This is a genomic window from Ensifer adhaerens (assembly GCF_002940685.1).
Taxonomy (GTDB): Bacteria; Pseudomonadota; Alphaproteobacteria; order Rhizobiales; family Rhizobiaceae; genus Ensifer; species Ensifer adhaerens_E.
Window position 1 is genome coordinate 39,857 of record NZ_PNFP01000021.1, and the last position, 16,727, is coordinate 56,583.

Sequence of the window (16,727 nt, forward strand, 5' to 3'; positions counted from 1 at the left end):
CGTTCATGCGAACGCACGACTGAAGGCAGGATGCTCTAGACGGGCAGCTCGCGCCGCTCGGCTTCCGTCACCATTGCAAGGTCGAGCACCTTCTGCAGGTTTGCCGCATGGCGGAACCCCGGCTCTTCAGTCTTGCCCTTGCGGACGGCAGCCACGAAACGCTCATAGTTCGTCGCAACGGCGCCGGCGTCGACATCACGCCAGATTGCCTTTTCGACATCGGCACCGAGGCAGGCCCTGAGCGTCGAGCCATCGGGCGTGTGCACCACTTCGATCGCGCCCTTGTCGCCGTGCAGGCGGAGCCGCAACTCGTTCAGATGCCCGGTCGCCCAGCGGCTTGCATGGACGACACCCATGGCGCCGTTGCCGAATTCGGCCGTCATGACAAAGCTGTCATTGGCGTCGAGGTCGTACTCGCCGATGCGGTTGCCGGGCGCCTTGTCGAAGGTTTTCAGGCGGGCAAAGACCCGCGACGCGTCGGTACCCGCACCGTAACCGGCGAAATCGAGGATATGGATGCCGACATCGCCGAGCACGCCGTTCGAGCCATGCCTGGTCGAGAGCCGCCACAGCCATTGCGATTCCGTCGCCCAGTCACCCCAGGCCTTGGAGACGAGCCAGCTTTGCAAATAGGACGCCTCAAGGTGGCGCAGCTTGCCGACCTCGCCTGCCAGCACCATCGCGCGCGCCTTCTGCAGCGGCGCGACGTTGCGGTAGGTGAGGTTGACCATCGTCACCAGACCGGAACGCTCGGCGGCGTCGGCCATCTCAGCCGCCTTGGCGTAGTTCTCGGCAAGCGGCTTCTCGCACAGCACATGCTTGCCGGCGGCAAGCAAGGCCAGCGTCGTCGGGTAGTGCGCCTTGTCCGGCGTCACGTTCGTCGCCGCATCGAACTTGCCCCAGGCGATCGCCTCGTCGAGCGAGGTGAACGTGTTGGCGATGCCGTGCTTGTCGGCAAAAGCCTGCGCGCGCTTGGGATCCACATCGACGGCGCCGACCATTTCGACGCCTTCGATCTTGGCAAAGGCCTGGGCATGGCTGTTCGCCATGCCGCCGGTTCCAACTACAAGAAGACGCATGGTGCTCACCTGTATCCTGCTTCGCCGGCCTGGTGCAGCCTTGGGCCGCGCTCGACGATCGGCTCCAGCGCCTTTTCGACCGGCACGTTCGGCGCATCATGGATCGCCGTGTAGCGGTTGTCGGCGTTGTAGGCCCACTTCACCGAATTGCGCAGAACCTTCTGCACATTGGCGTCGTGATAGGTCGGGTAGGTTTCGTGACCGGGGCGGAAGTAGAAGATGTTGCCGGCGCCGCGACGCCAGGTGAGGCCCGAGCGGAACACTTCGCCACCGGCAAACCACGAGATGAACACGGTTTCGAGCGGTTCCGGTACCGAGAACTGCTCGCCGTACATCTCCTCGTTCTCGAGCACGAAGTTCTCGTCGATCCCCTCGGCGATCGGATGGCGCGGGTTGATCGCCCAGACGCGCTCGCGTTCGCCGGCCTCACGCCACTTCAGTGCGCAAGGGGTGCCCATCAGCCGCTTGAAGATCTTGGAGAAGTGGCCGGAATGCAGCACGATCAGGCCCATGCCTTCCCAGACACGCTTGGCGACCCGCTCGACGATCTCGTCGCTGACGGCGCCATGGTCCTTGTGGCCCCACCACAAAAGCACGTCGGTATTGGCAAGACGCTCGACGCTGAGGCCGTGCTCCGGCTCCTGCAGCGTTGCGGTCGTCGCCTCGATGCCGGCTTCGGTGTTCAGCGCCGCCGCGATCGTGTTGTGCATCCCGTTCGGATAGATGCTGCGAACGATCTCGTTGGTCTGCTCGTGGATATTCTCGCCCCAAACAACTGTTCTGATAGGCACGTTCATTCTCCTTGGGTGTTCGCCCGTCTCGGGCATGCCGTCTTACGATCCATGGGGCCGCCACGCATTGGCGACCCCGAAGCTAGAAACCGTTCGATATGGGGATAGCTGGTCAGGCTGCCCCTCTCATCGGGGCGCGGCCAAGCGCCTGGCCCGACGCATCGAAGCGGTGGATGTTGTCGCCGACCGGTGAGATCTGAACCGTCTCACCGGGGCGGTGAAGCGACGTGCCGCCTTCCCGGACAATGACCGGTTCGCCGGCGCCGATATCGAGATAGATGTAGCTGTCTGAGCCCAGCATTTCGGAATGCACCACCGTTCCCGACCACTTGCCGTCGCTTAGCCTGATCTCCAGATGCTCGGCCCTGATGCCGATCGTGTGGGCATCGTAGGGTGCGGCGAGCGCACCGGACAGGAAGTTCATCTTCGGCGAACCGATGAAACCGGCGACGAACACCGAATTCGGGCTCTCGTAGAGTTCGAGCGGCGTGCCGATCTGTTCGACCAGCCCATCCCGTAGCACGCAAATGCGATCAGCCAGTGTCATCGCCTCGACCTGGTCGTGGGTGACATAGATCATCGTCGTCTTGTGCATGCTGCGATGCAGCTTGGCGATCTCGATGCGGGTCGCAACGCGCAGCGCCGCGTCGAGATTGGAGAGCGGCTCGTCGAAAAGGAAGACCTTGGGATCGCGCACGATCGCGCGGCCGATCGCCACGCGCTGGCGCTGGCCGCCGGAGAGCTGCCGCGGCAGGCGCTGGAGATAGGGTGTGAGCTGCAGCATCTCGGCTGCCGCCTCGACGCGCTTCCTGCACTGCTCCTTGTCCTTGCCTGCGAGCTGCATGCCGAACGACATGTTCTCGAACACCGTCATGTGCGGGTAGAGCGCATAGGACTGGAACACCATCGCGATGCCGCGCTTCGACGGCGTCAGTTGATTGACCACCTGTCCGTCGAAGGAGAGCGTGCCCGAAGAGATCTCCTCAAGCCCCGCAATCAGCCGCAACAATGTGGACTTGCCGCAGCCGGACGGTCCGACGAAGACCATGAATTCGCCGGCCCGGATGTCCATGCTGACGCCCTTGATCACCTCGAAGGCGCCGAAGGACTTGCGGACGTTGCGCAATTGAAGTTCTGCCATGATTTCTTCCCCTTATCCCTTGACGCCGCCGGCCGTGAGCCCGGAGATGATCCGCCGCTGAAAGATCAGCACGAGGATCACCAGCGGCACCGTGACGATGATCGATGCGGCCATGATGTTGCCCCACGGAATTTCGTAGTCGCTGCTGCCCGAAAGAAGCGCGATCGCAACCGGGACCGTGCGCTGGCTGTCGGATGAGGTGAAGGTCAGCGCGAACAGGAACTCGTTCCAGGCGGCGATGAAGGCGAGCAGCCCCGTCGTCACCAGCGCCGGCCACATCAGCGGCATGAAGACGCGCGTGATGATCACCCAGGGTGTGGCGCCATCGACGATCGCCGCTTCCTCGATTTCAACCGGCAGGTCGCGCATGAAGGTGGTGAGCACCCAGACGGTGAAGGGCAGAGTGAAGATCATGTAGGAAAAGATCAGCGCGAGCGGCGTATTGAAGACCCCGACCGCGCGGATCAGTTCGAAAAGGCCGGCAAGCACCGCGATCTGCGGGAACATCGACACCGACAGGATCGTCAGAAGCAGAAGCCCGCGACCGCGAAAGCGCACCCGCGCCAGTGCGTAGGCGGCGGTGACCGCGAGCAGCAGCGATACGGCGACGACGGTGGTCGCGACCATCAGCGAGTTGGCAAGGTTGCGCAGAAAGGTTCCGCTCGAAACGAGCCCCGCATAGTTCTCGAAGGAAACGTCGGTCGGCCAGTAATCGACCCGGAACAACGCGGTCCCGGATTTGAAGCTCGTCAGCACCGCATAGTAGAACGGGAAGACGGCCATGACGATGATAGTGGCAACAAGGGCGTAGAACGCCGTGCGCTTGGCAAGGGTGGCAACCATCAACGATCTCCTTCGAGATTGACGCGGCCGAACCACATATAGGCGACCGTGATCGCCGCAATGATCAGGAACAGCATGGTCGAGGCGGCGGCGCCATAGGCGAACTTGTCAAAGTCGAACAGGTTCTCGCGCGCCAGCACCGACATGGTCTTGGTCTTCGCGTTGTTGGGCGTCAGCACGTAGATCAGGTCGAAGATGCGTAGCGCATCGAGCATGCGGAAGATCACCGCAACCATCAGCGCCGGCCGGATCAAAGGCAGCGTCAGCCGCCAGAAGATCTTCAGCGGATGCACGCCATCGATCTTGGCCGCTTCGTAGATGTCCGAGGGAACCATCTGCAAGCCGGCCAGGATCAGGAGCGCCATGAAGGGCGTCGTCTTCCAGACGTCGACGATCAGGACCGCGACCATCGCCGTCTCCGGATTGGCGGTCCAGGCGATCTTGTGACTGATGAGCCCGAGGCCCAGCAGGAGGTCGTTCAGGATGCCGAACTGGTCGTTGAGCATCCAGGCCCACATCTTCGCCGAAACAATGGTCGGGATCGCCCAGGGGATGAGGATGGCCGCGCGCACCAGCCCGCGCCCCGGGAAATGGGCGTTCAGCACCAGCGCCACGATCAGGCCGAGCACCGTCTCGATGGTCACGGAAAGGGCGGAAAACTTCAGCGTGTTCCAGACGGCATTCCACCAGGCGGGATCGGCAAGCAGGCCGTTAAAGACCGTGCGCCCGCTCTTCAGCGTGATCCAGGAAAGATAATTCTTGAAACCGACGAACTCGGCGCCGTCGAGATTGGTCAGCGACGCGTTCGTGAAGCTGAAATAGACAGTGCGGATCAGCGGCCAGCCGGCGACGAGTGCGAGCACCAGAAGCGTGGGCGCGAGAAAGATCCAGGCGGAGCGGATGCGCTCGGCGTTAAGGTCGGAGCGGATCCGGGTCTGCTGCCCGAGGGCGGAAGGCGGATCCGTGAGGGAAAGGTCGGTCATCTCTTTACTCACCCTTGCCATTCGGCACGCGGCCGAGCGGTTGATCGGAGAGGAATGCGGGGTGATCAGGTGGAGCGAAGGGAGGCTTGAGTAGCACTCCCCTCGCCCCCGGGAGGATCACCAGCTATCGCCCTTCATCTCGGTGAGTTCGATTTCGAGCAGTTCGAGGTTTTCCGCAGCCGTGCCGTTGCCGGAGAGCGAATTGTGAACGGCACCCCAGAACTTGGCCGAAACCTCGTTGTACTTGACCTTGGTGACGGCCGACGGGCGCGGCACGGCGCTCTCGAAGATCGGCTTCCAGGCAGGCATGAACGGCTGGGCTTTCGCCACCGCCGGATCGTCGTAAAGAGCGGCTACCGTCGGCAGGTTGGAGAGTTCGATCGCCCGGCGCTTCTGCACTTCGGCCGAGGACAGGAACTTGACGAGCGCGATCGCCGCTTCCTGGTCTTCGGAGTACTTGGAGACGGCGACATTCCAGCCGCCGAGCGTCGAAGACGGCTGGTCGCCATCGGTCGCCGTCGGCAGCGGTGCGACCGCGAACTTGCCCTTGACCGCGCTGTCGTCGCCATTGCCGAGCGCATAGGCATAGGGCCAGTTGCGCATGAAGACGGAATTGCCGGTCTGCCAGACGCCGCGCGATTCCTCTTCCTGATAGGCAAGCACGCCCTGCGGCGAGATCGTGCCGATCCAACCCTTGATCCGGTCGATCGCAGCGGCCGCCTTCTCGTTGTTGATCGAGATCGTGCCGTCGGGCTCGACGATCTGGCCGCCGCCCGACGACTTGATCCATTCGAGTGCGTTGCAGGTCAGCCCCTCATAGGCGTTGCCCTGGAAGACGTAGCCCCAGAGATCCGCCTGGCCGGCAGCCCGCTCCTTCTCCTGGATTTCCTTGGCGGTCGCCGCCAGCTCGTCCCAGGTCTTGGGCGGCGCCTTGCCATATTTCTCCAGCAGGTCCTTGCGGTAGTAGAGCGCCGGCGCGTCGGTGAAGGCAGGCAATGCCACGAGGCGGCCGTTGACCGTCTGCGAGGCGATGATCGACGGGAAGTGCTGGCCAACCACATCCTTGGCCGCTTCCGTCAGGTCGACGAACTGGTCGGCCAGTTGCGGCGCCCAGACGACGTCGGTCTGGTAGACGTCGACATCCTTGTTTCCGGCGGCAAGCCACAGGCGGTACTGGCTGAACTGTTCGCTGCTCGAAGGCGGCATGGTGACCAGGCTCACCTTGTGCCCCGTCTCCTTCTCGAAAATGTCGAGCTGCTCGCGAATGAAGTTCACGTTCTTGCCGGTGGTGTTGGCAGCGAGCGAAAGCTCGGCGGCACTGGCCGTTCCGGCCCCTACGATTGCGGCACAAAAAGTCAGGGCATTGAGCATGGTTGCCATTGGGTCGACTCCTCCTGTTCCCCCTCCACCGCACGAAAGCTCCTCGGCAAATTCGAAAGCGGTTTGGATTGAAAAAAGTTGGCAGAAGACGGAAAAACTGTCAATCCATACATTAGAAAATCTCGAATGCCGGTGAATTGTCAGGCTTTAACATGTAATTTCAGATACTTATTACTAGAGAAGAAATTCAGCGCTCCAACTGCAGAAACCCATAAAATCGGAGGGGAGCTGCGACAATTTAAAACGGTTTGGTAAAATTCCGCCCCCGACCGAAGCGCGGGACGGCACCGACAAACCGATTGTTACCGGCCGCGAAGCTGTATATTTCTGGGACCGGGCCAGGGTTTGAGGAAACGCATACCGAATGAAGCTGAGGGAGTTCGCACAACAACTGGGCCTTTCGCCGACCACCGTCAGCCGGGCGCTGAGCGGCTATCCCGAGGTCAGCGAAAAGACGCGCAAGCGCGTCGCCGAAGAGGCGGCCCGCCTCGGCTATCGTCCGAACATCAATGCGGTGAGGCTCGCCACCGGTCGCGCCGGCGCGATCGGCGTCGTCATGGGGCGGTCCGGCGAATTCCATTTCTCCGAATTCATGGGGGGACTTGCCGAACGGCTCGGCACCGAGGATATCGACATCCTCGTCAGCCCGATGGACGACAAGGACCCCAAGGGCGAAATCCAGCTCTATAGCCGGCTCGCCGTCAGCGGCCGCGTCGACGCCGTGATCGTGCATTCGCCCGAACCGAACGACGAGCGCATCGCCCTCCTCCACAAGCTCGGCATGCCCTTCCTCGTGCATGGGCGATCCGACATCGACGTGCCGCACGCCTGGCTCGATATCGACAACGAGGGCGCCATCCGCCGCGCGACCTCGCACTTGATCGACCTCGGCCATCGCCGCATCGCCATGATCAACGGCAGGCAGGGCCGCACCTTCTCGCTTCACCGCGACAAGGGCTACCGCGATGCGCTGCAGGCGCGCGGCATCGCCTTCGATCCCCGCCTCGTCGCCCATGGCAACTTCACCGACGAACTCGGCTTCCGCTTCGCGCGCTCGTTCCTCGAACAGACCCCGCGCCCCACCGCCTTCGTCGCCGGCTCGATGATGACGGCGCTCGGCATCTATAGAGCAGCCCGATCGATGGGCCTGGAGATCGGCCGCGAGGTCTCCGTCATCGCCCATGACGATGTCTTCCCGTACCTCACGGCCGACAACATGGTGCCGTCGCTCTCGGCGACGCGCTCGTCGATGCGTGCGGCGGGCGCGCGTTCGGCCGACCTCGTGTTGCAACTGCTCTCGGGCCGGCCGAGTGAAGAGGTACACGAACTCTGGCCGGTGGAACTGATCCTCAGGGAATCGACCGCACCACCACCACCGGAACGCTCGTAGGGTCGACGTCGACCGCCTCAGTGGAAGGTCGATTTGGAGAAGAGGTTGAGCACCACCACGCCGGCAATGATCAGGCCGAGCCCCAGAATGGCCGCCGGGTCGAGCTTCTGCCCGAAGGCAAAATAACCGACGAGCGAAATCAGCACGATGCCGAGCCCGCTCCAGACCGCATAGGCGATGCCGACCGGGATGAAGCGCAGCGTATAGGACAGGAAGAAGAAGGCGATCGCGTAGCAGACGACCATCACGACCGTCGGCCCGAGCCGGGTAAAATGCTGCGCTGCCTGCATCGCCGAGGTGCCGAGCACCTCGAAGACGATGGCTGCAACCAGGACGGTATAGAGCATGGCGGGGTTCATCGGGGACTCCATCCGCGTTACTGCGCCGAAAGCGCCTTGAGATTTTCAACGAGGCCGGCCCGCGCCTCGGCGTCCAGTTCGTGGCTCTGCATCAGATCCGCGAGCCACACTCCATCGCAGGCAAAGCGGGCAAGCATGCAGCCGGTCGAGGCGTCGGTCTCCGCAAACTCCACCGATCGCCGGCCGACCCAGTCACGCCAGCGGCTCTTCAGGTGCGGCTCGGCAATGAGCGCGATCGTCAGCATGCGCCAGCCCGGCACGTCGGTGGCGGGATCGAGCGCGAAGCAGACGTCGATATAGGCGCGGGTGAAGCGCCCCTTCGCCACCGGATCGCGTGCCATCGCCGCCTCGATCTCACGGTTGAACCGCGTCACCAGATCGTCGAACAGCCCGTCAAGAAGAGCGAGCTTGTTCGGAAAGTGATGCAGCAGCCCGCCCTTGCTGACGCCGGCTGCCTGCGACACCGCATCGAGCGTGATGCCGGCCACCCCCTGCTCGTGCGAAAGGCGTGCGGCGACCTCCAGCAATTGCTGGCGCACCTGTTCCGGCTGTTTCTTGCGGCGATGAGCTTCTGTCATGTTGCTATAAAGATACCGTCTGGACGGTTTGTCAAGAGAGGCAGCCCTCGACCGCGATGAAACGCCGCAAATCCGCGTTCTGAAAATCGTTGTTCGCCCGGTCGCCGCGCGCTAGGACCGGTGGAACGAAGGATGCGAAGATGGCGGAACCGGAAACCACGACCCTCTACGAAGCCATCGGCGGCGACCCGACGGTTCGCGCCCTGACACGCCGTTTCTACGAGCTGATGGACACGCTGCCGGAAGCGGCGCGCTGCCGCGCCGTGCACCCGCCCGATCTCTCCGGAAGCGAAGAGAAATTCTACGAGTACCTGACCGGCTGGCTCGGCGGGCCGCCGATCTATGTCGAGAAGCGCGGCCACCCGATGCTGCGCCGCCGCCATTTCGTCGCCGAGATCGGACCTGAAGAGCGCGACGAATGGCTGCTCTGCTTTACCCGGGCGCTTGAGGAAACGATCGAGCACCCGAAGCTCAGGCGGATCATCCTCGACCCGATCACCCGCCTCGCCCTTCACATGCAAAACAAGGAATGACCATGTCGCACAGCGGATTTCGCGCAACGACGCTTTTTGTTGCCGGCCTGATGGGGCTGACGGGCGTCGTCAGCGCGGCTGCGGCTTCGCATGGCGACGACCCGCGCCTGCTCGCCGGCATTTCGGCCATGTGCCTCGCCCACGCCCCGGCATTGGTGGCACTCTACGCAGCCTGGCCGCACTTTCGCACCGCAGCCGCTGCCGCCCTCCTCATCGCTGTCGGCACGGCGCTGTTTTCGGCCGATCTCGCGATGCGCCATGTTGCAGGCCACGGCCTCTTCCCGATGTCCGCTCCGCTCGGCGGCACGACCATCATGGCGGGCTGGCTCGCCGTTTCGTTCGGCGCCTTCCTGCCGAAAAAGACGGCCTGACCCAAAACAATTCGCCTCCCGGAGAGATCCATCCGGGAGGCGAATAACACGCAAAATCAGGATTGTATGCGCGCGCTGGCGCGCGGATCAGGCGCCCTCGACAGCCGAAAATCCCTCGAACTTCGGCGGGCCGAGATACATCGCCTTGTTATCGCCGGCGTTCCGATGGGCCGCGCGAAAATTCTCCGACTTGGTCCAGGCCGAAAACGAGTCCTTGTCCTTCCAGACCGAGTTCGAAACGAAGAGCGTGTAGCCCTCCTCCGGCACGCTGTCTCCGCGCAGCAGATGGAAGGAAACGAAGCCGGGCATCTCCGACAGGCTGGAATCGCGCCCCTTCCAAACCGCCTCGAAGGCTTCTTCGTGGCCGATGGCGATGCGGAAACGGTTCATGGCAACAAACATTTGGAACTCCTAGGCGCTTTCTTTTTTCCGGGCTGCGTCGTTGGCGGCCCGGGGAAAGGCGAGGATAGTTCCTTCTTTCGGCTCCGCAAGGCCGAGCGGATCGCGCACCGGCGGGCGCGTCTGCCAGGCGGGGAACTCGGCGACATTGGTGTTCTCTTCCACCATGCGCGCCCGTCGCGTCAGGATCTCGTAAAGCTCGGGCACCAGGCCGTCACCCTGCTGCGCCGCAAGCTTGTGCAGACCGATCATCATGGCGAGGTCGGGACGTTCTTCGTTCATTGCAAACTCTCGTCTTGTCTTCAAAGGATTACCGCTCGTTGCGGCTGGTGGTCAGGTCCTGAAGCGCGCGTTCCAGGCTCGACTTCGAGCCGTTCCGCAGCGGCACGAAGGCCTTGCCCCACTTCTTGCAGCCGGTCTTCACGCGAAGACACGCGTCATGGCTGATGCAGTCGATCGGGCAGAAGACACAGTCGACCGACGGCAGCACCCGGTCGATGCGCGATACAGCCTCGCGCAGGCCGCCATCGTGGTGCAGCAGCTCGGCGCCAAAGGAGCTGGCGATTTCGCGCAAGTGCGCCACCTGGCAATCGCGGCCGCCGACATAGAGGAAGCTGCGCCCTTCGAGCGTCGCCTTGCCGGCCTCCTGGCGGACCTCGACCGGTTCCGAAGCCGGGCGACCCTTGCCGTTCTTCGCCGCATTCTGGTGACGCTTGCCGCGCATGCAATCTTCTCCGTCTGGTCGCGCGACAAGGGCCTTCATCGGCAGCCGGTCGCATCGGGACTTCCTCTCGACACACACCTTTTGGCTGCGTGACGGGGGCAACCTATTAAACTTGATAAACGGAGTAAAGTATAAACATGAGTTTTTGCATCATATTTTTTCTTGCAACTTCTGCGAGCCGAGCGCCCTCGAGGACGAAAGTCAGCGAACGGTCGCAACCATCGGCACGATGAAGGATTCGGAGCTCGGCGCTCCGGCCGGAAACGCCGGGAACGGGGCAGCGCGGCGAACCGCATCGACGGCCGCCTCGTCGATCGCCGGCGAGCCGGAGCTGCCCGCGATGCCGACGCGCGTCAGGTTTCCGTTCGCCGTCAGGGTGAAGCGGACGGTCGCCGTGCCGGATACGCCGTCGCGCCTTGCGGCGGCCGGAACCTTGAACCGGCGCGTGATCCTCTTGCGGATCTTGCCGCCATAGTTCTCCATGTTCGCATTCCCGACTTCGGTCGCGCGGCTGTTGCCATTCGCTGCGGAGGAATTGCCATTCTCCTGGCCGTCCTGCTTGCCCTTGACCTGGTTCTGCGCCTGCTCGCCCTGGTCGCCCGCCTTCTTGCGGGTCACCTTCTTCTTCTTCACCGGCTCCTTCTTCGGCTCCGGCTTTTCGACCTTTTCCTTCTTCGGCTCCTCGGGCTTTTCTTCCGGCACAACGGTCTCGACCGGCGCAACGCTCGCCGTCACCACCGCTTCGGCGACCTGAAGGGTCGGCATTTCCTCAGCCGGCAGGATCACGTCCGCTTCGGTCGCCGTCAGGTCGTGGGGCTCCTCGGCTGTGATCTCCTGGGTCGGGGCGACATCCTCGACCGGCTGGGTTTCGGCGGGCTGGACCTCCTCGGGAAGGTCCTCCGTGGGCTCGACCACATCGGACACCGCGCCCGACTGAAGCGTCTCCTCGAAAGCGTCGCCGAGAAGCGCCACTTCGACGCTTGCGCCGCCCTCGATCAGATCCAGCTGCGTCTCGGGCGGGTTGCCGCCAAACAGGGTCGCGAGCACGACGCCGTGCGTTGCAAGCGAGAAGACCGCGGCCCCGGTCCAGATGACGATACGCTTCATTGCAGCCTTACCTTCGTCGCGCCAGGGCGACGCAAACCTCATGCTCAGATTGCGCGATCCCGCTCAGCCCCGGTCCCGCTCAGCTCCCGTCCCGCTCAACCCTTGAGTTCGACCGCAGACTTCGAACCGGTCTTGATCCCGCTCATGCACGCGCCCGGCTGAACGCCATCGCCGACACAGGCCGGCGCATCGTTGATCAGCAGGCTCTTCACCGCATCGCAATTGGTGCCGGGAAGATCGAACTGGCGAACCTTGGTCTTGCCGGCGGGAAGATCGCGGAAATCGAGCACGGCCATCCGCTCGACCAGTCCCTTCTGGTCGAAGATCACGAACTCAAAGGAAACCTTGCTCAGCGACTGCGCGAATTCATTGCCGGCGACGAAGGTGAGCTTGCAGCCCTTCTGGGACGGCGCCACCTCGTTGAGCTCGATCGTCAAGCCTCCGAACGTCGCAGTTTCCTGCGCCTTGGCAGCGGTTGCGGCGACCAGAGCCGCAAGCGCAAGGGAAGCAATCGGAAGGCTGGAAAACTTCATAACGACACCACTCCAAAGGATCGAGCACACCACCGAGCGCCGTCCGCACGCCCTTGTCCACAAGCCGGCAGCAACTAACTTGAGTTTGTAAGTCCGGTATTGCGTCCATAAATAAATATGAGTAATGAAGTCAAGATAGTAAACGAATTGCACGGCAGGAAATGCTGGAAAAACAGCGTGGCCTGCCCTTCTCGAAACGGCCAACCGCAGTGACCAACGACAACAATCTCGCGCGCCCCTCCGAGCCGCCGACGCCGGCAGGGCGGGCGCAACGGATCATCGAAAGTCGCGAGCTCTTCGGCACCGAAAACGAGATCCTCATTTCCCACGACGGCGCGATCTACCGCATGAAGATCACCCGCCAAGGCAAACTGATCCTGAACAAATAGGCAGATGAAAATGACCGAGAGCCTTCGCCCCACTCCCGCTGAAATCCGCGCCTACCGCGCCGAAAACCCGAAGATGCGCGAGCGCGACATCGCAGCTCAGCTCGGCGTTTCCGAAGCCGCGCTGGTCGCTGCCGAATGTGGGCTGACCGCCGTGCGCATCGATGCCGACGCCAACCGCTTCCTGTCACGCGTCGAGGAACTCGGCGAAGTGATGGCGCTCACCCGCAACGAAAGCGCGGTGCACGAGAAGATCGGCGTCTACGAGAAGATCACCACCGGCGAAATGGCGAGCATTGTGCTCGGCGAGCAGATCGACCTTCGCGTCTTTCCGAGCGCCTGGGCGCACGCCTTCGCCGTGACGAAGACGGACGACAAGGGCGAAGCCCGAAAGAGCCTGCAGTTCTTCGACAAATGGGGCAACGCCGTGCACAAGGTGCACCTGCGCGCCGCATCGAACGACGAGGCCTATGAAAAGATCGTTCAGGATTTCCGCCTTGACGACCAGACGCAGGAATTTGTCGCCGACGCCAGCGTTCAGCCGACCGACGACAAGCCGGAGACCGTCGTCGACGTCGCCGAACTGCGCGACCGCTGGGCGAAGATGACCGACACCCACCAGTTCCACGGCATGCTGCGCAAGCTGAAGATCGGCCGCCGCCAGGCGCTGAGCAACATCGGCGAAGATTTCGCCTGGCAGCTCGACCCGCAGAGCGTCGAGGCCATGATGCAGGCAAGCGCCGAAGTCGAACTGCCGATCATGTGCTTCGTCGGCAACCGCGGCATGATCCAGATCCATTCCGGCCCGATCGAAAAGATCGCGACGATGGGCCCGTGGCTGAACGTCATGGACCCGACATTCCACCTGCACCTGCGCGCCGATCACATCGCCGAGCTCTGGGCCGTGCGCAAGCCGACGGCCGACGGCCATGTCACCTCGATCGAGGCGCTGGACGCCAAGGGCGAGATGATCATTCAGTTCTTCGGCAAGCGCAAAGAGGGCCTGGCGGAACGTCCGGAATGGCGCTCGATCGCCGAGGGCCTGCCGCGCCTCGATACGACCGTCGCCGCCTGAGGCAGAGAATAGGACACGCAGATGATCAACCGCCTCGACTTCCGTCGCCTTCGCCGTTCAGGACTGGCGCTCGCCGCCTTCGCCCTCTCGGCCCCCTTCCTGCTGCCGGCGGTGGCACCCGGTGCCCCCTCCTTCATCCGAGCGGCGATGGCCGAGGACACGCAGAAGGCCGACGTCTCGCGCGTCGTTTCGGTTGGCGGTGCCGTGACCGAGATCATCTATGCGCTCGGCGAAGAAGGTCGCCTCGTCGGGCGTGATTCCACCAGCACCTATCCGGAGGCGGCAAAGACGCTTCCGGATGTCGGCTACATGCGTCAGCTTGCGCCGGAAGGCATCATCGCCGTCAACCCGAGCGCCATCGTCGCCGTCGAAGGCAGCGGCCCGCCCGAGGCTCTGGCCGTGCTGAAGGAGGCCAACATCGCCTTCACCAGCGTGCCCGAGACCTTCGACAAGGCCGGCATTCCCGCCAAGATCCGCGCCGTTGGTGCCTTTCTCGGTGTCGAGGACAGGGCCGAAACGCTTGCCAAGAGCGTCGAGGCCGATCTTGACGCGGCTGTCGCCGAGGGTGCAGCGCGCCCGGCAGCCGAGCGCAAGCGCGTCCTCTTCATCCTCAGCACCCAGGGCGGCAAGGTCATGGCCTCTGGTCTGGGCACCGCGGCCAACGGCATCATCGAGCTCTCCGGCGCCGTGAACGCGGTCGGCAACTTCCCCGGCTACAAGGCGCTGACCGACGAAGCGATCATCGAAGCCAAGCCCGACGTCATCCTGATGATGGATCGCGGCGGCGAGCATTCCGCCAAGGCGGACGAACTTTTCGCCCTGCCGGCGCTGAGCCTCACGCCCGCTGCCAAGGACAAGGCGCTCGTGCGCATGGACGGCCTGCACCTGCTCGGTTTCGGCCCGCGCACGGCAAGCGCCATTCGCGAACTGAATGCAGCCGTCTACGGAAAGAAGGCCAATGCCTCGCAGTGAGGCATTGGGCCGCGGCATGCGCCTGACCGGATTGGCCGCCGACATCCGCAGCGAATGGCGCGCCGGCAACCGTGCGCGGTTGGCACGGCTCGTCGTCGTCGCCTTGGCGGCAGTCGCCATCGCCACCTTCGTCGGCTCGATCATGACCGGCGCCGCCGACGCGTCGCTCGCCAATGTCTGGCGCTGGCTGATCGGCGAGGCGGACCAGGCCTTGAGCATCCGCGACCGCATCATCATTCTCGATATCCGCCTTCCCCGCGCCGTGCTCGGCATGCTCGTCGGCGCCTCGCTCGCGGTTTCCGGCGTCGTCATGCAGGGGCTCTTCCGCAACCCGCTGGCCGATCCCGGCCTCGTCGGCGTCTCCTCGGGCGCAAGCCTCGGCGCGGTCCTGTTGATCGTGCTTGGAACCGCCACCTTCGGGCCGCTGTTTGCCCTGTTCGGTTTCTATGCACTGCCGGTGGCGGCCTTCTTCGGCGGCCTCGTCACGACGCTTTTGCTCTACCGCATCGCCACGCGCGGCGGGCAGACCTCGATTGCCACCCTGCTTCTGGCGGGCATCGCGCTTGGCGCGCTGACCGGCGCCGTTACCGGCGTGCTCGTCTTCATGGCCGACGACAAGCAATTGCGCGACCTCACCTTCTGGGGCCTCGGATCGCTCGCCGGCGCCAACTGGACGAAGATCCTGGCGTCGGCGCCGATCATCCTGCTTTCGCTCGCCGTCACGCCGTTCCTCGCCCGCGGCCTGAACGCGATCACGCTTGGCGAGGCGGCCGCCTTCCACATGGGCATCCCGGTGCAGCGGCTGAAGAACGTCGCGATCGTCAGCGTCGCGGCGGCGACCGGCGCGTCCGTTGCCGTCAGCGGCGGAATCGGCTTCGTCGGCATCGTCGTTCCGCATCTGCTGCGCCTCGTCATCGGCCCCGATCACCGCTACCTGCTGCCGGCTTCGGCCCTGCTCGGCGGCACGCTCCTGATCCTTGCCGACATGATCGCCCGCACCATCGTTTCCCCGGCGGAGCTGCCCATCGGTATCGTCACCGCCTTTATCGGCGCGCCATTCTTCCTCTGGATCCTGCTGCGCGGCCGTTCGAACATGGGACTGTGAACGAAGCCATGATCAACGTTTCCAATCTCTCCGTCCGCCTCGGCGGACGACCGGTCCTTCACGGGGTCTCGCTCGAGGCCCGGCCCGGTGCGCTGACGGCGATCGTCGGCCCGAACGGCTGCGGCAAGACCACCACGCTGAAGGCCATTTCCGGAGAGCTTGCGCCAGCGGGCGGGACGATCCGCATCAACGGCCGCGACCTGCGCGGCCTGAAGCCCTGGGAACTTGCGTCGATGCGCGGCGTGCTGCCGCAATCGACCGTCATCTCTTTCCCGTTCACCGTGCGCGAGGTCGTCCGGCTCGGCCTTGCTGCCGGTGCAAACGCCGATGCGGCCTTGCACGACCGGATCGCGGCGGAGGCGCTCGAAGCGGTCGATCTCGGTGGCTTTGCCGGCCGTTTCTACCAGGAACTGTCCGGTGGCGAGCAGCAGCGCGTGCAGCTTGCCCGCGTCCTATGCCAGATTTCCGAGCCCGTTACCGACGGCGAGCCGCGCTATCTTCTCCTCGACGAGCCCGTCTCCAGCCTCGATATCCGCCATCAGCTCGGCATCATGCAACTCGCACGCAACTTTTGCGAACGCGGCGGCGGTGTCGTCGCCGTCATGCACGACCTCAATCTGACCGCCATGTTCGCCGACCATATGGTGATGATGAAGGCCGGCAAGGTCCGCGCCAGCGGCGCGCCCGCAGAGGTCCTGACGGACGAGACGATGGAAGCCGTCTTCGGCTGCCGCATGCGGGTGGGCGTCGCGCCTCCCGCGCCTGTGCCCTTCGTGCTGCCGCAGACCGCATCACTCTGAGACCAGGCACGGGCCGGGCAAGCCCCTCGCCCAGCCCTGGATCTTCCCTGGGCCAACATCAAGATTTGTCGAAACAATTTCCGCACTTGCGCGTTGTCCTCCCGAAGCGCCGGCGCAAGCTTGCAGTTGTGCGCGCCGGTTTGACCAGGAAGCGCCGACCGTTCGCGGCCGGCGCATG

At 63.9% G+C, this 16,727-nt stretch carries 21 protein-coding genes; 8 read left to right on the plus strand and 13 right to left on the minus strand.

Annotated elements, in window-relative coordinates:
- Positions 1 to 35 precede the first annotated feature (35 nt).
- From C1A35_RS30670 to C1A35_RS30695, 6 genes are all read right to left on the minus strand, one after another.
- The gene (locus tag C1A35_RS30670; protein ID WP_104668011.1) at positions 36 to 1,079 is read right to left on the minus strand and encodes a Gfo/Idh/MocA family protein; all 1,044 of its coding nucleotides are present in this window, start codon (positions 1,077 to 1,079) and stop codon (positions 36 to 38) included.
- A gap of 5 nt (positions 1,080 to 1,084) precedes the next feature.
- Positions 1,085 to 1,876, minus strand: a complete 792-nt coding sequence (locus tag C1A35_RS30675) for a ThuA domain-containing protein (RefSeq protein ID WP_440271579.1) — start codon at positions 1,874 to 1,876, stop codon at positions 1,085 to 1,087.
- Positions 1,877 to 1,982: 106 nt separating this feature from the next.
- A complete protein-coding gene (locus C1A35_RS30680) occupies positions 1,983 to 3,011 on the minus strand; it encodes an ABC transporter ATP-binding protein (protein ID WP_104668013.1) in 1,029 nt (342 codons plus the stop codon).
- A 12-nt stretch (positions 3,012 to 3,023) separates the two neighbouring features.
- Positions 3,024 to 3,854, minus strand: a complete 831-nt coding sequence (locus tag C1A35_RS30685; RefSeq protein ID WP_104668014.1) for a carbohydrate ABC transporter permease — start codon at positions 3,852 to 3,854, stop codon at positions 3,024 to 3,026.
- Positions 3,854 to 4,837 (minus strand): carbohydrate ABC transporter permease, encoded by a 984-nt coding sequence (locus C1A35_RS30690; protein ID WP_104668015.1) that lies wholly within the window; start codon positions 4,835 to 4,837, stop codon positions 3,854 to 3,856. Before C1A35_RS30690 ends, C1A35_RS30685 begins: the two co-directional genes overlap by 1 nt.
- Before the next feature lie 117 nt (positions 4,838 to 4,954).
- Positions 4,955 to 6,217 carry an ABC transporter substrate-binding protein gene (locus C1A35_RS30695; protein ID WP_104668016.1) on the minus strand — a complete coding sequence of 421 codons (1,263 nt, stop codon included), beginning with the start codon at positions 6,215 to 6,217 and terminating at the stop codon, positions 4,955 to 4,957.
- A gap of 364 nt (positions 6,218 to 6,581) precedes the next feature.
- On the opposite strand from C1A35_RS30695, the gene C1A35_RS30700 reads away from it, so the two are divergent.
- The gene (locus C1A35_RS30700; RefSeq protein WP_104668017.1) at positions 6,582 to 7,607 is read left to right on the plus strand and encodes a substrate-binding domain-containing protein; all 1,026 of its coding nucleotides are present in this window, start codon (positions 6,582 to 6,584) and stop codon (positions 7,605 to 7,607) included.
- Positions 7,608 to 7,624: 17 nt separating this feature from the next.
- On the opposite strand, the gene C1A35_RS30705 is transcribed toward C1A35_RS30700, so the two are convergent.
- Positions 7,625 to 7,966: a DMT family transporter gene (locus C1A35_RS30705; protein WP_104668078.1), complete on the minus strand. Its 342-nt coding sequence runs from the start codon at positions 7,964 to 7,966 to the stop codon at positions 7,625 to 7,627.
- A 17-nt stretch (positions 7,967 to 7,983) separates the two neighbouring features.
- Positions 7,984 to 8,544 carry a TetR/AcrR family transcriptional regulator gene (locus tag C1A35_RS30710; RefSeq protein ID WP_104668018.1) on the minus strand — a complete coding sequence of 187 codons (561 nt, stop codon included), beginning with the start codon at positions 8,542 to 8,544 and terminating at the stop codon, positions 7,984 to 7,986.
- Between the two features lie 140 nt (positions 8,545 to 8,684).
- On the opposite strand from C1A35_RS30710, the gene C1A35_RS30715 reads away from it, so the two are divergent.
- Together C1A35_RS30715 and C1A35_RS30720 are read left to right on the plus strand one after the other, a co-directional pair.
- Entirely contained in the window at positions 8,685 to 9,077 is a 393-nt protein-coding gene (locus tag C1A35_RS30715) for a globin domain-containing protein (RefSeq protein WP_104668079.1), read from the plus strand.
- Positions 9,078 to 9,079: 2 nt separating this feature from the next.
- Positions 9,080 to 9,448, plus strand: coding sequence for a DUF423 domain-containing protein (locus C1A35_RS30720; RefSeq protein WP_104668080.1), 369 nt, complete (start codon positions 9,080 to 9,082; stop codon positions 9,446 to 9,448).
- A gap of 87 nt (positions 9,449 to 9,535) precedes the next feature.
- Here C1A35_RS30720 and C1A35_RS30725 read toward each other — a convergent pair whose 3' ends face one another.
- The 5 genes from C1A35_RS30725 to C1A35_RS30745 form a co-directional block, all read right to left on the minus strand.
- On the minus strand, positions 9,536 to 9,850 hold the full coding sequence (locus C1A35_RS30725) for an antibiotic biosynthesis monooxygenase family protein (protein ID WP_104668019.1): 315 nt from the start codon (positions 9,848 to 9,850) through the stop codon (positions 9,536 to 9,538).
- 9 nt (positions 9,851 to 9,859) lie between these two features.
- A complete protein-coding gene (locus tag C1A35_RS30730) occupies positions 9,860 to 10,129 on the minus strand; it encodes a hypothetical protein (RefSeq protein WP_104668020.1) in 270 nt (89 codons plus the stop codon).
- Between the two features lie 28 nt (positions 10,130 to 10,157).
- The gene (locus C1A35_RS30735; protein WP_104668021.1) at positions 10,158 to 10,571 is read right to left on the minus strand and encodes a DUF2325 domain-containing protein; all 414 of its coding nucleotides are present in this window, start codon (positions 10,569 to 10,571) and stop codon (positions 10,158 to 10,160) included.
- A gap of 201 nt (positions 10,572 to 10,772) precedes the next feature.
- A complete protein-coding gene (locus C1A35_RS30740) occupies positions 10,773 to 11,678 on the minus strand; it encodes an energy transducer TonB family protein (RefSeq protein WP_104668022.1) in 906 nt (301 codons plus the stop codon).
- A 95-nt stretch (positions 11,679 to 11,773) separates the two neighbouring features.
- On the minus strand, positions 11,774 to 12,211 hold the full coding sequence (locus tag C1A35_RS30745; RefSeq protein ID WP_104668023.1) for a hypothetical protein: 438 nt from the start codon (positions 12,209 to 12,211) through the stop codon (positions 11,774 to 11,776).
- A gap of 161 nt (positions 12,212 to 12,372) precedes the next feature.
- On the opposite strand from C1A35_RS30745, the gene hemP reads away from it, so the two are divergent.
- From hemP to C1A35_RS30770, 5 genes are read left to right on the plus strand one after another with little or no spacing between them, the layout of a single operon-like run.
- Entirely contained in the window at positions 12,373 to 12,600 is a 228-nt protein-coding gene (gene hemP, locus C1A35_RS37375) for a hemin uptake protein HemP (protein ID WP_104668024.1), read from the plus strand.
- A gap of 10 nt (positions 12,601 to 12,610) precedes the next feature.
- On the plus strand, positions 12,611 to 13,672 hold the full coding sequence (locus tag C1A35_RS30755; RefSeq protein ID WP_199773075.1) for a hemin-degrading factor: 1,062 nt from the start codon (positions 12,611 to 12,613) through the stop codon (positions 13,670 to 13,672).
- A gap of 21 nt (positions 13,673 to 13,693) precedes the next feature.
- The gene (locus C1A35_RS30760) at positions 13,694 to 14,644 is read left to right on the plus strand and encodes a heme/hemin ABC transporter substrate-binding protein (protein ID WP_104668026.1); all 951 of its coding nucleotides are present in this window, start codon (positions 13,694 to 13,696) and stop codon (positions 14,642 to 14,644) included.
- Positions 14,631 to 15,749: a FecCD family ABC transporter permease gene (locus tag C1A35_RS30765; RefSeq protein ID WP_104668027.1), complete on the plus strand. Its 1,119-nt coding sequence runs from the start codon at positions 14,631 to 14,633 to the stop codon at positions 15,747 to 15,749. The genes C1A35_RS30760 and C1A35_RS30765 overlap by 14 nt, the downstream gene beginning before the upstream one ends.
- Before the next feature lie 8 nt (positions 15,750 to 15,757).
- Entirely contained in the window at positions 15,758 to 16,549 is a 792-nt protein-coding gene (locus C1A35_RS30770; RefSeq protein WP_104668081.1) for a heme ABC transporter ATP-binding protein, read from the plus strand.
- Positions 16,550 to 16,727: the final 178 nt, after the last annotated feature.

Bases quoted from the DNA above. Each gene is read 5' to 3' on its own strand.
- C1A35_RS30690 (WP_104668015.1), bottom strand. From the start codon at position 4,837: ATGACCGACCTTTCCCTCACGGATCCGCCTTCCGCCCTCGGGCAGCAG.
- C1A35_RS30770 (WP_104668081.1), top strand. From the start codon at position 15,758: ATGATCAACGTTTCCAATCTCTCCGTCCGCCTCGGCGGACGACCGGTC.
- C1A35_RS30720 (WP_104668080.1), top strand. From the start codon at position 9,080: ATGTCGCACAGCGGATTTCGCGCAACGACGCTTTTTGTTGCCGGCCTG.
- C1A35_RS30715 (WP_104668079.1), top strand. From the start codon at position 8,685: ATGGCGGAACCGGAAACCACGACCCTCTACGAAGCCATCGGCGGCGAC.
- C1A35_RS30755 (WP_199773075.1), top strand. From the start codon at position 12,611: ATGACCGAGAGCCTTCGCCCCACTCCCGCTGAAATCCGCGCCTACCGC.
- C1A35_RS30740 (WP_104668022.1), bottom strand. From the start codon at position 11,678: ATGAAGCGTATCGTCATCTGGACCGGGGCCGCGGTCTTCTCGCTTGCA.
- C1A35_RS30670 (WP_104668011.1), bottom strand. From the start codon at position 1,079: ATGCGTCTTCTTGTAGTTGGAACCGGCGGCATGGCGAACAGCCATGCC.
- C1A35_RS30685 (WP_104668014.1), bottom strand. From the start codon at position 3,854: ATGGTTGCCACCCTTGCCAAGCGCACGGCGTTCTACGCCCTTGTTGCC.
- C1A35_RS30705 (WP_104668078.1), bottom strand. From the start codon at position 7,966: ATGAACCCCGCCATGCTCTATACCGTCCTGGTTGCAGCCATCGTCTTC.
- C1A35_RS30730 (WP_104668020.1), bottom strand. From the start codon at position 10,129: ATGAACGAAGAACGTCCCGACCTCGCCATGATGATCGGTCTGCACAAG.
- C1A35_RS30745 (WP_104668023.1), bottom strand. From the start codon at position 12,211: ATGAAGTTTTCCAGCCTTCCGATTGCTTCCCTTGCGCTTGCGGCTCTG.
- hemP (WP_104668024.1), top strand. From the start codon at position 12,373: ATGCTGGAAAAACAGCGTGGCCTGCCCTTCTCGAAACGGCCAACCGCA.
- C1A35_RS30760 (WP_104668026.1), top strand. From the start codon at position 13,694: ATGATCAACCGCCTCGACTTCCGTCGCCTTCGCCGTTCAGGACTGGCG.
- C1A35_RS30700 (WP_104668017.1), top strand. From the start codon at position 6,582: ATGAAGCTGAGGGAGTTCGCACAACAACTGGGCCTTTCGCCGACCACC.
- C1A35_RS30735 (WP_104668021.1), bottom strand. From the start codon at position 10,571: ATGCGCGGCAAGCGTCACCAGAATGCGGCGAAGAACGGCAAGGGTCGC.
- C1A35_RS30710 (WP_104668018.1), bottom strand. From the start codon at position 8,544: ATGACAGAAGCTCATCGCCGCAAGAAACAGCCGGAACAGGTGCGCCAG.
- C1A35_RS30695 (WP_104668016.1), bottom strand. From the start codon at position 6,217: ATGGCAACCATGCTCAATGCCCTGACTTTTTGTGCCGCAATCGTAGGG.
- C1A35_RS30680 (WP_104668013.1), bottom strand. From the start codon at position 3,011: ATGGCAGAACTTCAATTGCGCAACGTCCGCAAGTCCTTCGGCGCCTTC.
- C1A35_RS30725 (WP_104668019.1), bottom strand. From the start codon at position 9,850: ATGTTTGTTGCCATGAACCGTTTCCGCATCGCCATCGGCCACGAAGAA.
- C1A35_RS30765 (WP_104668027.1), top strand. From the start codon at position 14,631: ATGCCTCGCAGTGAGGCATTGGGCCGCGGCATGCGCCTGACCGGATTG.
- C1A35_RS30675 (WP_440271579.1), bottom strand. From the start codon at position 1,876: ATGAACGTGCCTATCAGAACAGTTGTTTGGGGCGAGAATATCCACGAG.